Below are 15,776 nucleotides of genomic sequence, written 5' to 3'. Positions count from 1 at the left end.
CCCCTCTCTTTGTGGGAGCGGGCCCGCTCCCCCCCCCCCACAAGGGTTTTTACCTAGTCCCTCAGATAGCTGCTCATGCCAAGTCCCGCAACGCCCATCGATGCCTGCCAGATGCCCATCCCGACCACCGAACAGGTGTGCGCCTGGCTGATGCAGCACGCCGGTTTGAAAACCGTCGACCTGGAGCGTGCCCGGCGTTTGTCCCAGGAGTCTGACGAGGCCGGGTTGCTCAGCCTGTTGACCCGCCTGGGGCTGGTCTCCGAAGTCGAGTTGGCCAAGGCCTGGGCCGACTTGATCGGCGCGCCGCTGTTGCTCGCCGATGCCGCGCCACCGTTGCTGGACCCGTTGCCCAGCGTGACCGAACGCTTCATGCGCCACTACCAGGTGGTGCCGGTGGGGTGGCGCGATGACGGCTTGCGCGTGCTGGCCGCCAACCCGGCGCAGGCGTACCCGTTCCAGGCGCTGGCCTATGCCTGTGGGGTGCCGATCTGGCTGGCCATCGGCCCGCGCAATGAAGTCGACACCCTGATCGAGCGCTACTACGGCCAGGGCCGTTCGGCCATGGGCACCCTGATCGAGAACCTCGACGAGCAGGGTGGCGCGCTGGAAGACATCGAACACCTCAAGGACATGGCCTCCGAAGCGCCGGTAATCCGCCTGGTCAACCTGATCCTGCAACGCGCCGTGGAACATCGGGCGTCGGACATTCATATCGAACCCTTCGAAAACCAGTTGCAGGTGCGCTACCGCATCGACGGCGTGTTGCACGAGGCCGAAGCGCCGCCGTCCAGCTCCTCGGCGGCGGTGATTTCACGGGTGAAGATCATGGCGCGCCTGGACATTGCCGAGCGCCGCCTGCCCCAGGACGGGCGCATCATGCTGCGCATCCAGGGCAAGGAGCTGGATTTGCGGGTGTCCACGGTGCCCACCAGTTTTGGCGAATCGGTGGTGATGCGCCTGCTCGACCGCCAGACCGTGCAGTTCGATTTCCAGAGCCTGGGTTTCGACGGCCAGCGTCTCGACGCGTTTTTGCAGGTGCTGGAACGACCCCACGGCATCCTGCTGGTCACCGGGCCGACCGGCTCGGGCAAGACCACCACGCTGTACACCGCGTTGTCGCGGCTCAACACCGCCGAACGCAAGATCATCACCGTCGAAGACCCGGTGGAATACCAGCTCGAAGGCATCAACCAGATCCAGGTCAAGCCCGCCATCGGCCTGGATTTCGCCGCAGCCCTGCGCTCCATCGTGCGCCAGGACCCGGACGTGATCATGATCGGCGAGATCCGTGACCTGGAGACCTGCCGCATCGCGATCCAGTCGTCGCTGACCGGCCACCTGGTGCTGTCGACGCTGCACACCAACAGCGCGGCGGCGAGTATCACGCGGCTGCTCGACATGGGCGTGGAAAGCTACCTGATAGCCTCGACGGTCAACGGCATCCTCGCCCAGCGCCTGGTCCGCCGTCTCGACCCGGCCACCCGCGAAGCCTTTGACGCACCGCCCGAATTGATCGCCGAACACGGCCTGGATCGCTTTACCGATGCGCGTCCGATCCGGCTTTACCGCCCGCGTGCCGATGCGCCCGGCGGCGGTTACCACGGGCGCAGTGCAATCACCGAATTGCTGGTGATGAACGACGAACTGCGCAGCCTGCTGATGCGCCAGGCCGACGCCGCCACCCTTGAACACGCCGCGCGCCGCAGCGGCCTGCGCACCCTGCATGAAGAGGGTCTGCGCCAAGCCGTGGCGGGCGTGACCTCGCTGGAAGAAGTGCTGCGCGTCACGCGGGGCGACGGCACATGAGCCTGTTCAAATACCGCGCCCTCGACAGCCAGGGCGCTGCGCAAAACGGCACCCTCGACGCCAAGGACCAGGCCGCTGCCGTCGCCGCCCTGCACAAGCGCGGCCTGCTGTTGTTGCAGATTGCGCCGGCGGGCAGCCAGGGCCTGCGGCAGGCCTTGGGGCGCGGCCAGTTGAAGGCGGCGGCGTTGGTCAGTTTCACCCAGCAACTGGCCACGCTGCTGGGCGCCGGGCAACCGTTGGAACGCTCGCTGGGCATCCTGCTCAAGCAACCCGGCCAGCCCCAGATGCGCGCCTTGATCGAGCGTATCCGCGAACACGTCAAGGCCGGCAAACCGTTATCCAAGGCCCTGGAAGAAGAGGGCAGCCAGTTCTCGCCGCTGTACCTGAGCATGGTCCGCGCCGGTGAGGCCGGTGGTGCATTGGAAAACACCCTGCGTCAGCTCAGCGACTACCTGGAGCGCAGCCAGCTCCTGAGGGGCGAGGTGATCAACGCGTTGATCTATCCGGCGTTCCTGGTGGTGGGCGTGCTCGGTTCGCTGGCGCTGCTGCTGGCCTATGTGGTGCCGCAGTTCGTACCGATCTTCAAAGACCTCGGTGTACCCATCCCGTTGATTACCGAAGTGATCCTTGGCCTCGGCCAGTTCCTCGGCGCCTGGGGCCTGGCGGTCCTGGCCGGGGCTATCGTGACCATCTGGACCCTGGCCGCGCGCCTGCGCAACCCGCAACGGCGTGAACGCTACGACCGCCGCGTACTTGGCATCCGCGTCATCGGCCCGCTGTTGCAGCGCGTAGAAGCCGCACGCTTGGCCCGCACCCTCGGCACCTTGTTGAGCAATGGCGTGGCCTTGCTGCAAGCGCTGGTGATCGCGCGCCAGGTCTGCACCAACCGCGCGCTGCAAGCCCAGGTCGCCCAGGCGGCCGAGTCGGTCAAAGGCGGCGGCACCCTGGCCAGCGCGTTCGGCGCCGAGCCGCTACTGCCGGACCTGGCCCTGCAAATGATTGAAGTCGGCGAACAGGCCGGTGAACTGGACAGCATGCTGCTCAAGGTCGCCGATGTGTTCGACGTTGAAGCCAAACGCGGCATCGACCGTCTGCTCGCCGCACTGGTGCCGTCCCTGACCGTGGTCATGGCGGTGCTGGTCGCGGTGATCATGCTCGCGATCATGCTGCCGCTGATGAGCCTGACCAGCAATATATGAACCCCCGAGGACCCACCCCCATGCGCTTGAAACCTGCACGCCGCCAAAGCGGCTTTACCCTGTTGGAAATGCTCGCCGTAATCGTGCTGCTGGGCATCGTCGCGACCATTGTGGTCCGCCAGGTTGGCGGCAATGTCGACAAGGGCAAATACGGCGCGGGCAAGGCGCAATTGGCGAGCCTGGGCATGAAGATCGAAAGCTATGGGCTGGACGTCGGCTCACCGCCCAAGACCCTGCAACAGCTGGTCGACAAGCCCGCCAACGCCGCAGGCTGGGCCGGCCCGTACGCCAAGCCGTCGGACCTCAAGGACCCGTTCGGGCATGCCTTCGGCTATCGCTTTCCCGGTGAGCACGGTGCGTTCGACCTGATCTTCTTCGGCCAGGACGGCCAGCCCGGCGGCGAAGGCTACAGCGCCGACCTGGGCAACTGGGAATAACCCGCGACCATGCCCAACCCTCAACGCGGCTTTACCTTGCTGGAGATGCTGGTGGTGATCGTGTTGATCAGCATCGCCGCCGGGTTGCTCGGGTTTGGCCTGCAACAAGGGCTCAAGACCGCCCGCGAGCGCCAGGCGGTCGGGCAGATTGTCGATGCCCTGCGCAGCACGCGGGCGCGGGCGATTGTCAGCGGGCACACCGCCACGACTGTGTTTGATCTGCGTGGGTTGAGCGTGCAGGCCCCCGATCGGCCACCCAGGCACTGGCCGGCCGACCTGCAAGTGACCCTGCACACCGCCGAGCAAGTGGGCGCTGCGGTGGCGTTCTACCCGGATGGCAGCTCCACCGGCGGCAACCTGTTGCTGGCCAGTGGCAGTCGGCGTTGGCGCATCGACATCGGCTGGCTGACCGGCAGCGTGCAATCCAAGGCGTTGCCATGAAGCGCCAGGCGGGGTTCACCCTGCTGGAGATGCTCGCCGCCCTGATGCTCATGGCGATCTGCAGCACGGTGCTGCTGGTCGCGTTTGGCCAGAGCGCGCGGTCGTTGTTGCAGGTCCAGCACAGTGATCGCCTGACCCACGCGGCACTCAGCGTGTTCGATCAGGAAGCGGCGGGGCCGCTGACCAGTGGCATCCGCCAGGGCAACCTGGCGGGCATCGCCTGGCACTTGCACATCGCCCAGCAACCCACGCGTCTGGGCCAGCCGCGTTTGTTTCGCCTCGATCTGACGGTGCGCGAAGGGCCGCGCCAGGCGCAGTTCAGCACGCTGAAATTGCGCGCCGCCAGCGACAAGGCGCCGTTATGAACCGGCGCCAGCAGGGGTTTACCTTGCTCGAAATCATGATCGTGCTCAGCTTGCTCGGCGTGCTGCTGACCCTGGTCGGCGGCGCGTTGCTGGGGGCCAACCGTGCGGTGCTCAAGGCCCAGCGCTACGCGGTGAGCCTGGATGAAATGCGCGCCGCGCAGCAGTTTTTGCGCACGGCGATCAGCGAAGCGCTGCCGCTGGACGTGACCGAAGACGACAGCCAGACCCCCGGGTTTTTTGTCGGTGCGGCGCAGCGCCTGCAGTTTGTCGCGACCTTGCCTGGGGTGCTTGGCGGTGGAATTCAGCGTTTCACCCTGCAACTGCACGGCGATGACTTGCAGGTGGCGTTCGCGCGCTTCGAATCCACCGCCCAGGTCAGCGTGCCGGCCGCGCGCAGTGAGCCGCAGGTGCTGTTGCGCGATGTCGAGGCCTTGCAATTCAGTTATCGCGGCGTGTCCCCCAAAGGCCAAGCCACTGGTTGGATCAGCGCATGGCCGTGGACCAAGCGCCTGCCTTACGCGGTGCGTATCGACGCCACCGTCGGCGGGCCGGTGCCGTGGGTCAGCCAGGTGGTGGCGTTGCGTCTGAACCTGTCCGGCGGAGCGTCGGATCAATGAAGCAGCAACGCGGCGTGGCCTTGTTGCTGGTGCTGTGGGTGCTGGCGTTGCTCAGCCTGTTGCTCGGTGGCCTGGCCGGGTGGGTGCAACTGCAGACGCGCCAGGCGACGTGGCATCGCCAGCACACCCAGGCCGTGCTGGCGGCGGAGGCGGGCGTCGCGCTGGTGATGCAGGCGCTGGCTGACCCGCTGCAGCGCAAACAGTGGGTCGCCGATGGGCGGCAAATGCCGTTGGTATTTGACGACGCGCAGTTGCGCGTAAGCCTGCGCAGTGAGCGCGGCAAGTTGTATCTGAACAGTGCCGAGCCGGCTGATTTCGCCCGCGTGGCCTTGGCCTGCGGCGCTTCCGCGGCCCAGGCGGCGCGCCTGGCCAAGGACCTGGAAACCCGCCGCAATCAAGGTGTGGCGCCGTTCCGGGTGGTTGAAGAGTTGCGTCAGTTGCCGGGCATGACCCAGGCGCTGTACAGCCGGTTGGTGCCGCAGATCACTTTATGGAGCGGCCTGGACCGGCCCGATCCCGCCTTCGCCAGCACACTGCTGCGCAAGGCCCTGAACCTGCCGCAACAAAGCGCGGTGGGGGCTGATCCCGGCGAAGTGCTGGTGATCAGCAGCCGGGCAGAACGCCCTGGCGGTTACCACGCGCGGTTGCAAGTCACCGTTTTATTGAGCCCATCGGAGGGAAGCGCACAACCGTATCGGGTGTTGCGTTGGCAAGAATGAATCGATCGTTATCCAAACCCCTGGCGCAGCTTGAGCAGTGGGCTCAACCCATTGCCCAGCGCTGGCGCGGCAGCCTGTTGCAGCAGGGCTGGCGCCTGTGGCTCAAGGAGCTGCGCGGCTGCCTGCCGGCGTGGTTGCTGGCGCACGAGCCACCTGAGCGCAGCTACCCCTGGCCGTTGACGGCGCCGGTAGGGCCGGTGCCCGAGCATGTGCGCCAGGTGTTGCTGCTTGCGCCGTCGATGGTGCTGGTGCAGAGCCTGCAACTGCCGCTGGCGGCGGCCCGCAACCTGACGGCGGTGGTCGGTTATGAACTTGACCGTTTCACCCCGTTCGACGCCGAGCAACTGTACTTTGTCGCACGCCAGGAGCGGCGCACTAGCACGCACCTCAAAGTGACGCTGGTGGCGATCCAGCGCACACGCCTCGACCAGATCCTGCTCGACTGCGCAGCCCTGGGTTTGCATCCCCATCAGGTCGATGTGCCGGGCCTGGGCATCGACCTGCTGCCCGCGCCGTTGCGGCCACGCCAGCGCGCCCGCGGCAAAGGCCTGCAACGCAGCCTGCCGTGGCTGTGCGCGGCGTTGGTGATTGCGGCGATGCTGTTGTGGCTCAACGACCGCCAGCGCGTGCTGGATGTGATGCACGCCAGCGTCCAGCAGCAAAAACACCAGGTGGCCCAGGTCCAGCAGCTGCGCCAGCAACTGCTCAATACCCGCGGTGCAGCGAACTACCTGACCCGCCGCAAAGCCGCCCAGCCACCCTTGGCGGCACTGCTTAACGAGTTGACCACCTGCCTGCCCGCCGACACCTGGATCGAGCAATTGGAAATCACCGATGGCGCCGAGGTGTCGCTCTCTGGGCAAAGCGCCAAGGCCAGCGCCTTGATCACCCGGATCAAGGCGTGCCGCAGCCTGGAAAACGCCAGGTTCGAAGGGGTGATCCAGCCCGATGCGCAAACCGGCAAGGATCAGTTTGCCCTGCGCGCCCACTTGCACCAGGAGGCCAACGATGCGCCGACCCCTGACACCCCGTGAACGTCGCGGCGCCGCGCTGTTGGTGCTGGCCCTGGTGCTGGGCGCGACGTATTGGCTGTTGATCGACAGCTGGTTCGCCGGCCCGCTGCGCGACATGGGCGAGCGCGCCGAGCAACTGCGCGAACAGCAGCAACGTTACGCCGGGCTGTTGCAGCAGGGCGCGTCGTTGCGTGAGCAATTGGAGCAGGCGCGCCAGGACCCGGCGAGCAGCACCAGCCTGTTGCCCGGTGACGACCCCAGTGCCGTGGCCGCCGACTTGATGCAACGCGTCGCCGACCTGATCAGCAGCCAGGCCAGCCTCGGCGGCGGCTGCAAGTTGACCCAGCGCATGCCGATCACCCCGGAGCAGGACGACAGCGAGCCGTACCGCCAGGTCAAGGTCAGCCTGACCCTGGACTGCGCCATCGAACCGCTGACCGCCATCTTGCATGCACTGGAATACCAGCGGCCGTTCCTGTTCGTGGATGAAATGAGCATCCGCCGCCGCGCCGATGCGCCGGCCAGCGGTGGCGCCGGGAAGCTGGTGGTGCACCTGCTGGTGCGCGGTTATCTGCAACCGGCTGGCGCCGGGCAGGTGGCCCGATGATTCCGGTATTGCGCCCCATCGAGTGGGGCTTGCTGGGGTTGTCGGCGGCATTGGGCCTGTTGATGCTCGGCATTTTGAGCAGCATCGGCGACGCGCCGCAGTGGCTGCCGGCACCCGCGCCGAGCGCGCGCAGCACCGCGGCGGCCAAGGTGCTGGCCGCCCCGCAGGCGAGCCTGGAAAGCCTGGCCGGCACCTGGCAGGCGCCGTTGTTCAGCTCCGATCGCAGCCCTGATCGCGCGGTTGGCCAGGCGCAGGCGTCGAGCCTGTCGAGCCTGGTGTTGACCGGCATTGTTCTCGACGGCGAGCTGCGCGTGGCGCTGCTCAAGCCGGTCGACGGCCCCGCGCTGAAAATCCACCAAGGCCAGGCCCTGCCCAACGGCTGGCGCCTGGAACACCTGACACCCCGCGAAGCGCACTTCGCCCTCGATGGCCGCACGCAAACCTTGAGCCTCAAGGCCCTGCGTCTGCCACCGCCATCGACCACCCCCCCGATTACTCTTCCTCACGAGCCCACCCCTTGATCGATACATTGCGTACCACCGCGTTTTGCCTGGCCACTGCCGTTTCCCTTGGTGGCTGCGGCTCACTGCCCGACCGCCTCGACGCCGATGACGCGCTCATGCACGAGGCGATGCAGGGCACCGGCTCACAACGTCCGCCGCTGGACCCGGCCAGTGAGCCGGCGGTAGCGGCCGACACCCAACAGGCCAAGGCTGCGCCGCAGCGCCAGTTGATCCGTGGCAACCAGCAATTCGTGCGCCCACCCACGGCCGCGGCAGCAGCGCAGCAGGGCGGCGGCGACATCGTGTTCAACTTCGCCGACCAGCCCATCGAAGCGGTGATCAACAGCGTGATGGGCGACCTGCTGCACGAGAACTACAGCATCGCCCAGGGTGTGAAAGGCAACGTCAGTTTTTCCACCTCCAAACCAGTGAACAAGCAGCAAGCGCTGTCGATCCTCGAGACCCTGTTGTCCTGGACCGACAACGCGATGATCAAACAGGGCAACCGCTATGTGATCCTGCCCGCCAACCAGGCCGTGGCGGGCAAGCTGGTGCCGCAGATGCGTGTTGCGCAGCCGTCCAATGGTTTGTCGGCGCGGCTGTTCCCGCTGCGCTACATTTCCGCCACCGAGATGCAGAAACTGCTCAAGCCCTTCGCCCGGGAAAATGCCTTCCTGCTGGTGGACCCGGCGCGCAACGTGCTGAGCCTGGCGGGTACGCCGGAGGAGTTGGCCAACTACCAGGACACCATCGACACCTTTGATGTGGATTGGCTCAAAGGCATGTCGGTGGGCGTGTTCGGCTTGCAGCGCGCGTCGGTGGCCGAGTTGATGCCCGAGCTGCAAAAGATGTTCGGCCCCGACAGTGGCATGCCGTTGGCCGGCATGGTGCGCTTCCTGCCAATCGAACGGACCAACTCGGTGGTGGCGATCTCGTCGCAGCCGCAGTACCTCAGTGAGGTCGGTGACTGGATTCATACCATCGACGAAGGCGGCGGCAACGAGCCGCAGATGTACGTGTACGACGTGCGCAACATGAAGGCCACCGACCTCGCCAAATACCTGCGGCAGATCTACGGTACCGGCGCGATCAAGGATGACGCCCCGGCCAAGGTCGCGCCGGGCTTGCGCACGGCGACCCTGTCGTCGCCAGGCACCAACAGCACGTCGGGCAGCACGCCCGGCGGCCTGAGCAACAATCTGAACAACAACCCGTCTGTTGCCGATGATGAGGAGCAGGCACCCGAGTCCGACCAGGACAATCCCGAGCAGGGCGCCACTGAGGACGCCCCGGCCAAAAGCCTCGACGCCGGCACCCGCATCACCGCGCAGAAGAGCAGCAACCAATTGCTGGTACGCACGCGTCCGGTGCAATGGAAAGAAATCGAATCGGCGATCAAGCGCCTCGACAACCCACCGCTGCAAGTGCAGATCGAGACGCGCATTCTCGAGGTCAAGCTCAGCGGTGAACTGGACCTTGGGGTGCAGTGGTACCTGGGGCGCCTGGCGGGCAATTCCGCCAGCACCACCGTGGCCAACACCGCCGGCAGCCAAGGCGCCCTGGGCGGCGGCGGGGCAGGGCTGGGGGCGACGGATTCGTTGTTCTACTCGTTTGTCAGCTCCAACCTGCAAGTGGCCTTGCATGCGTTGGAAACCAACGGCCGTACCCAGGTGCTGTCAGCGCCCTCGCTGGTGGTGATGAACAACCAGCCGGCGCAGATCCAGGTGGGCGACAACATTCCCATCAGCCAGACCACGGTGAACACCGGCACCTCGGACACCACCCTGAGCAGCGTTGAATACGTCCAGACCGGGGTGATCCTCGACGTGGTGCCACGGATCAACCCGGGTGGCCTGGTGTACATGGACATTCAGCAGCAGGTCAGCGATGCCGAGACCCAAGCGGCCGGCGACACGCAGAGCAACCCGCGCATCTCCACGCGCTCGGTCTCCACCCAGGTGGCGGTACAGAGTGGCCAGACCGTGCTGCTCGGCGGCTTGATCAAGCAGGACAACGCCGAATCCGTGAGTGCGGTGCCCTACCTCGGCAAAATCCCCGGCTTGCGCTGGTTGTTCGGCAACACCAGCAAGTCCAAGGACCGTACCGAGCTGATTGTGTTGATCACACCAAGGGTGATAACCAGCGGCAGCCAGGCGCGGCAGGTGACGGATGATTATCGTCAGCAGATGCAGTTGCTGCGGCCGTCCAATTGAAGATGCACCAGGCGGTAGCTTTGGTTCGGTGGGTATATCCGTTGGTTAGGTAAGGGCGGCTTAGGGTTGCGCTCTTACAGCGGCTCACTTTTGGAAAGACCTAAAAGTAAGCAAAAGGCCTACGCCCTTACACTCGGCACCTCGCCTGCGTTCGGCCAGCGTGTTTTACGGGGCGACCCCAGATCAAAAACCAGAGCGCGGCGACCTTAGAACCGACCGGTATGTGCGGGTTGAACGGCGTCAAAACTGTGGGAGCGGGCTTGCTCGCGAATGCGGTGGATCAGCCAATGAATGAGTTGACTGACACACCGCATTCGCGAGCAAGCCCGCTCCCACATTTGGATTTCCAAGTATTCAGATGGAACTGTGGTTTGCGCTTTTCAAAAGTGAGCCGCCGTTACCGCAGCAATGGATATGCACTCAAAAACATCATTTATATGTATAAACAAATCCATAAATAATGAAATACAAGAATATTAGCTTAGACCAAAACAGCATTATATTTTCAAAACCCATTCCGTTATGTTTGATCGCAACAGCCTACCCCTGACCTCGGATGGTACTCATCGTGATTCAGATTCTGCTGCCATAACCGGGTAACCATGCCCGTAGCAGAATCGTTGGAAGGGAATTCAACGTATGTTGCCGATTCACACCCCGCACGCGCCTTAGCCCCCAATCGCCGCCACACCCCCCAAAAAACGAGCACCGCGCACGACCGCGTGGCTGCCCGACTTCGCGATTTGGATAAGCAGGAATGGCTATGAAGCAAGCGCTAACACCCACCGCCGTACTGGCCCTGGCAATGCTGGCCAACGCCGCCCAGGCCCAGGATGACAGCACCCTTTCGACCGTAGTGGTCACCGGCAACCGTGGCGCCGAGCAGCGCACTGTCACCAGCAGCGCGGTGCCGATCGATGTGGTCAGCGCCAAGCAATTGCAGAACACCGGCAAGCCCGGTTTGATGGAGGCCCTGAGTGCGGTGATCCCGTCGCTGACCCTGCCGGAAAAAACCGGCTGGGACGCCAGCGGTATCGCCCGCGCCCCCAACCTGCGTGGCCTGAGCGCCGCTGAAGTGCTGGTGCTGGTCAATGGCAAGCGCCGCCACACCAGCGCCACCTTGAACATCAACGGCATCAACACTGGCGCGGCCCCGGCTGACCTGGACCTGATCCCCATCAGCGCCATCGACCATGTGGAAGTCCTGCGTGACGGCGCCGCCGCCCAATATGGCTCGGACGCCATCGCCGGGGTGATCAACGTGATCCTCAAGGCCGACACCAGCGGCACCTCGGTGACCAACGCAGGCCTGGGTTACGACGGCAAGAAACAGACCGTGCAACAGAGCCTCAACAAGGGTTTTGAAATCGGCAACGGCGGCATTGTGCAGTTGGCCCTTGATGCGCGCAGCCAGAACGATGACAACAAGGCCAGCGCCAACGGCTACACCTACGCCCAGGCCCATGAGCAGGCGGGGCGTTCCACCTACGGCGGCTACGGCACACCCAAGACCAATCTGCTGACCCTGGGCTACAACGCCGAGCTGCCGCTCGATGACAGCTTCAGCCTGTATTCCTTTACCACCTACTCGCGGCGCAAGGCCGAGCAGGGCCAGAACTTCCGTCTGCCGACCATCACCAACACCATCACCACCGGCCCCAACGGCTACCCCGGCGGCTACACGCCGACCTGGTTTATCGACGAAGACGACTTCCAGGCCGCCTTCGGTGGCAAAGGCACCGTCGGCGAGTGGGACTGGGATTTGTCCACCACCTACGGGCGCAACGACGCGGAGCAGGGCACCACCCACAACCAGAACCCATCCCTGGGCGAGGCCACGCCGAATCACTTCACCTCGGGCACGTGGATTTCCACCGAGCTGACCACCAACCTCGACTTCAAGCGCGGCTTCGACATTGGCCTGCAAAAGCCGCTGGACCTGAGCTACGGCTTCGAACACCGGCGCGACACCTATGAGGTGCAGGCCGGTGACTATGCGTCCTACGCCAACGGCGGCTACTGCGTGGCACCGGGCAATTGCGCCTCGTCCGGGGCGCAGGTCACCAACGGCATTTCGCCGGATGAAGAAGCCACCGCCTCGCGCAACAGCCTGGCCAGCTATGTAGACGTGGGCTTCAACCCGGTGCCGGACTGGTACGTGGGCACCGCGTTGCGTTACGAACACTACAACCAGGGCGTCGGCGCCACGCGCAGCGGCAAGCTGACCACCCGTTATGACTTCACCCCACAATTCGCCGTGCGCGCCACGGTGAGCAATGGCTTCCGCGCGCCGTCCCTGGCCAACAGCCTGTTCAGTGCGCGTTCCACCACCTATGGCGTGGTGGACGGGGTGTATCAGTCGATCAACTACGGTGTGCTGCCGGTCGGTTCGGCCGCCGCCCAGGCCCTCGGTGCACAAGCGTTGAAACCCGAGCGCTCGACCAACTTCAGCCTCGGTTTCACCCTCACACCCACCGACCGCCTGAGCTTCACCGCCGACGCCTACGTGATCAACCTGCGCGACCGCATCACCCTCACCGGCACCTTGCTCGGCCCGCAAATCACCCAAGTCCTGCAAGGCAATGGCATCACTTCCACCTCCGGCGGCCAGTACTTCATCAACGGTGCCGACACCCGTACCAAGGGCCTCGACCTGGTCAGCAACTACAACCAGGACCTCGGTGCATACGGTTCGCTGAAGTGGACCGCCGCGTTCAACTGGAACCAGACCAGGATCCTCAACTACAAGGAGTCCACCACGATCCTCGGCACCTCCTACGACCTGATGGATCGCCAGGCGCGCAACCTGATCACCGGCGTACAGCCGAGCACCAAGCTGATCCTTGGCGGCGATTGGAGCATCGAGCGCTTCAACCTCAACCTGGCCCTGACCCGCTACGGCTCCTACAAGGAGGTCAACGTCTCCGCCGACCGCAGCCTCGACCGGGTCTACAGCGCCAAGTGGATCACCGACCTCGACCTTGGCTACAACCTCACCAAAGACCTCAACGTCGCCATCGGCGCCAAGAACCTGTTTGACGTCTACCCGAAAAAACAAGGCGTGCCGAGCAGCACCATGGTCAGCAGCTACGGCACCTATTCACCCTTCGGTTTTACCGGCGGTTACTACTACACCCGGCTGACTTACGCCTTCTAAGGCCACAACCCGCGAGGAAGAGAACATGCCCATCGTCGCCAAACCCTATGATCTGATCGAGCACGCCAGCCCGGTCCGCACGGCGCGTGTCGCCACTCCGATCAAGACCCTGCAAGTCGTTCCCGCGCGGCATCCCTGGCGCTGGGCCGGGTCGATCTTTGCCGCGTTGGTACTGCTCGGCATCGTGCACTCCCTGGCCACCAATCCGCGTTGGGAGTGGGGCGTGTTCGGCCAGTGGTTCTTTTCGCCGTCGGTGCTGCGTGGCCTCGGCCAGACGTTGTTGCTGACGCTGCTGAGTACGCTGTTCAGCATGCTCCTCGGCACCGGCCTGGCGCTGGCGCGGCTGTCGGGCTCGCCGCTGCTGGCCGCGTTGGCCTGGGGCTACATCTGGTTTTTTCGCTCGATGCCGGCGCTGTTGGTGCTGATCATCCTGTACAACTTCGCCTACCTGTATGACCACATCGTGCTGGGCGTGCCGTTCACCGACCTGGTGATCGCCGAGTGGTCCACCGTGGACGTGCTCAGCCAATTCACCGTGGCGGTGCTGGGCTTGAGCCTGATGCAGGCGGCCTACGCGGCGGAGATCATTCGTGGCGGCCTGATCGGTGTGGACGCCGGCCAGCACGAAGCGGCGGCCGCCCTCGGGTTACCGGCGTCGCGGCGGGTGTTCCGGATCATCCTGCCCCAGGCGCTGCGCTCGATCCTGCCGTCGGGTTTCAACGAGATCATCGGCCTGGTCAAGGGCACTTCCATCGTCTACGTGCTGGCCTTGCCCGAGCTGTTCTACACCGTGCAGGTCATTTACAACCGCACCCAGGCGGTGATCCCGCTGCTGATCGTGGCGACGGTCTGGTACTTGATCATCACCACCGTGCTGACGAGTGCGCAGTACTACGTCGAGCGCTACTTCGCCCGTGGCACTGCGCGGGTGCTGCCGCCCACGCCGTTGCAGCGCATCACGCGCTGGCTCAAGGAGAAATCCCATGAGTGAAGCCCGCGCCGGTCGTATTCAAATCCAGGGCGTGGGCAAGCGCTTTGGCAATCAACAGGTGTTGAAAGACATCGACCTGACCATCGACCCCGGCAAGGTCACGGTGATTCTCGGGCCATCGGGCTCGGGCAAGTCCACCTTGCTGCGCACCATCAATCACCTGGAAAAGATCGACAGCGGCCACATCACCATCGACGGTGAATACGTCGGCTACCGGCGCAAGGGCGACCTGCTCTACGAGTTGAAAGAACGCGAAATTCTCAAACGCCGCATCGACGTCGGCTTCGTGTTCCAGAACTTCAACCTGTTCCCGCACCTCACCGCCTGGGAAAACATCGCCGAAGCGCCCCTGGCCCACCAGCGCTGGAGCAAGGCCGAGGCCCAGGCCAGGGCGTCGGCGCTGCTGGCCAAGGTCGGCCTGGCGGACAAGGCCGACGCCTACCCGCGCCAGCTGTCCGGCGGCCAGCAACAACGTGTGGCTATCGCCCGCGCCCTGGCCCTGGACCCGAAAGTGCTGCTGTTCGACGAACCCACTTCGGCCCTCGACCCGGAGCTGGTGGGCGAGGTCCTCGACGTGATCAAGGGCCTGACCCAACTCGGCGTGACCCTGGTGATCGTCACCCACGAAATCGGTTTTGCCCGCGAAGTCGCCGACCACGTGGTGTTCCTCTGCGACGGTCAACTCATCGAAGAGGGCCCGCCCGAACAGATTTTCCGCCAACCCCGACATCCTCGCACCGCGGCCTTTCTCGGCAAGGTGCTTTAGCTCAAGGAGTGACTGCCCATGTTTATCTCTACTGCCCGTGTGGCCCTGCTGGCGCTGGCCGTCAGTGCTGCGCAAAGCGCGTTCGCCGTGCAACAGGTCGACCTCAGCCCCGACCGCGTGCGTATCCATGCGCCGCGTAACGAGGCGGCCATCGCGCAAATCCCGCCGGGCTTCAAGTTCGCCCAGCCCGGCAAGTTCACCGTGGCCGTGTCCGGCGTGGCCGGGCCGCCCCTGGCTTTGCTGGCCAGCGATGACAAGACCACCATCGGCAGCGAAGCCGACACCGCGCAGTTGGTCGCTGACAGCCTTGGCCTGCAACTCAACGTGGTGCAGACCAGCTGGGAAGATTGGCCGCTGGGCGTCAGCTCGGGCAAATACGATGCAGTGATCAGCAACGTCACCGTGACCGAGGCGCGCAAGAAACGTTTCGACTTCGCCACCTATCGCCAGGACGTGCTCGGCTTTTATGTGAAGAGCACCAGCAAGATCAACGCGATCAAGCAGGCCTCGGACATCGCCGGGTTGAAGATCATCGTTGGTTCGGGCACCAACCAGGAGAAAGTCCTGTTGGCCTGGAACGAAGCGAATGAAAAGGCCGGGATCAAGCCCGCGCTGTTGCAGTACTTCGACGACCAGGCCGCCGCGCAACTGGCGGTGCAGTCCGGGCGCAGTGACGCGCTGTTCGGGCCGAACTCGGTGTACGCCTATTCGGCCGCGATCACTGGTGGCATCAAGCGCGTCGGCACCGTCAACGGCGGCTGGCCGTTGCAGGCCGACATCGCCGTGACCACGCGCAAGGACAACGGCCTGGTCAAGCCGATCCACACCGCCCTGGAAAGCGCGATTGCCGGCGGCCAATACGAACAGGTGCTGCAACGCTGGGGCCTGGACGTGGAGCGTGTCGACAAGTCGCTGATCAACCCACCCGGCCTGCCGGATTAA

At 64.7% G+C, this 15,776-nt stretch carries 15 protein-coding genes; all 15 read left to right on the top strand.

What is annotated here, in order from left to right; all coding sequences use genetic code 11:
* Window positions 1-75: 75 nt before the first annotated feature.
* Window positions 76-1,806, top strand: a complete 1,731-nt coding sequence (gene gspE / locus OPU96_RS22450; protein ID WP_305391212.1) for a type II secretion system ATPase GspE — start codon at window positions 76-78, stop codon at window positions 1,804-1,806.
* Window positions 1,803-3,005 carry a type II secretion system inner membrane protein GspF gene (gene gspF / locus OPU96_RS22445; RefSeq protein WP_498559705.1) on the top strand — a complete coding sequence of 401 codons (1,203 nt, stop codon included), beginning with the start codon at window positions 1,803-1,805 and terminating at the stop codon, window positions 3,003-3,005. Before gspE ends, gspF begins: the two co-directional genes overlap by 4 nt.
* A gap of 20 nt (window positions 3,006-3,025) precedes the next feature.
* Window positions 3,026-3,442, top strand: coding sequence for a type II secretion system major pseudopilin GspG (gene gspG / locus OPU96_RS22440; protein ID WP_192296788.1), 417 nt, complete (start codon window positions 3,026-3,028; stop codon window positions 3,440-3,442).
* A 9-nt stretch (window positions 3,443-3,451) separates the two neighbouring features.
* Window positions 3,452-3,883 (top strand): type II secretion system protein, encoded by a 432-nt coding sequence (locus OPU96_RS22435; protein WP_192296787.1) that lies wholly within the window; start codon window positions 3,452-3,454, stop codon window positions 3,881-3,883.
* Window positions 3,880-4,248: a prepilin-type N-terminal cleavage/methylation domain-containing protein gene (locus tag OPU96_RS22430; RefSeq protein WP_305391210.1), complete on the top strand. Its 369-nt coding sequence runs from the start codon at window positions 3,880-3,882 to the stop codon at window positions 4,246-4,248. The genes OPU96_RS22435 and OPU96_RS22430 overlap by 4 nt, the downstream gene beginning before the upstream one ends.
* On the top strand, window positions 4,245-4,865 hold the full coding sequence (locus OPU96_RS22425; protein ID WP_305391209.1) for a prepilin-type N-terminal cleavage/methylation domain-containing protein: 621 nt from the start codon (window positions 4,245-4,247) through the stop codon (window positions 4,863-4,865). Before OPU96_RS22430 ends, OPU96_RS22425 begins: the two co-directional genes overlap by 4 nt.
* Window positions 4,862-5,584, top strand: coding sequence for a general secretion pathway protein GspK (locus OPU96_RS22420; RefSeq protein ID WP_226455148.1), 723 nt, complete (start codon window positions 4,862-4,864; stop codon window positions 5,582-5,584). Before OPU96_RS22425 ends, OPU96_RS22420 begins: the two co-directional genes overlap by 4 nt.
* A complete protein-coding gene (locus OPU96_RS22415) occupies window positions 5,581-6,618 on the top strand; it encodes a type II secretion system protein GspL (RefSeq protein WP_498559704.1) in 1,038 nt (345 codons plus the stop codon). Before OPU96_RS22420 ends, OPU96_RS22415 begins: the two co-directional genes overlap by 4 nt.
* On the top strand, window positions 6,593-7,204 hold the full coding sequence (gene gspM, locus OPU96_RS22410; RefSeq protein ID WP_226455150.1) for a type II secretion system protein GspM: 612 nt from the start codon (window positions 6,593-6,595) through the stop codon (window positions 7,202-7,204). The genes OPU96_RS22415 and gspM overlap by 26 nt, the downstream gene beginning before the upstream one ends.
* Window positions 7,201-7,725: a type II secretion system protein, XpsN-like gene (locus OPU96_RS22405; protein ID WP_498559703.1), complete on the top strand. Its 525-nt coding sequence runs from the start codon at window positions 7,201-7,203 to the stop codon at window positions 7,723-7,725. The genes gspM and OPU96_RS22405 overlap by 4 nt, the downstream gene beginning before the upstream one ends.
* Entirely contained in the window at window positions 7,722-9,920 is a 2,199-nt protein-coding gene (gene gspD, locus OPU96_RS22400; RefSeq protein WP_498559702.1) for a type II secretion system secretin GspD, read from the top strand. Before OPU96_RS22405 ends, gspD begins: the two co-directional genes overlap by 4 nt.
* Before the next feature lie 763 nt (window positions 9,921-10,683).
* Window positions 10,684-13,077 carry a TonB-dependent receptor plug domain-containing protein gene (locus OPU96_RS22395; RefSeq protein ID WP_498559701.1) on the top strand — a complete coding sequence of 798 codons (2,394 nt, stop codon included), beginning with the start codon at window positions 10,684-10,686 and terminating at the stop codon, window positions 13,075-13,077.
* A 25-nt stretch (window positions 13,078-13,102) separates the two neighbouring features.
* Entirely contained in the window at window positions 13,103-14,068 is a 966-nt protein-coding gene (locus OPU96_RS22390) for an amino acid ABC transporter permease (protein ID WP_305391203.1), read from the top strand.
* Window positions 14,061-14,834 (top strand): amino acid ABC transporter ATP-binding protein, encoded by a 774-nt coding sequence (locus OPU96_RS22385; RefSeq protein WP_192296775.1) that lies wholly within the window; start codon window positions 14,061-14,063, stop codon window positions 14,832-14,834. Before OPU96_RS22390 ends, OPU96_RS22385 begins: the two co-directional genes overlap by 8 nt.
* Before the next feature lie 18 nt (window positions 14,835-14,852).
* Window positions 14,853-15,776, top strand: a complete 924-nt coding sequence (locus tag OPU96_RS22380) for an ABC transporter substrate-binding protein (protein ID WP_226455154.1) — start codon at window positions 14,853-14,855, stop codon at window positions 15,774-15,776.

This window comes from Pseudomonas sp. RP-B7 (genome assembly GCF_059803535.1).
Note: the sequence above shows the minus strand (reverse complement) of the source record. Positions and strands in the feature narration are given on the sequence as shown.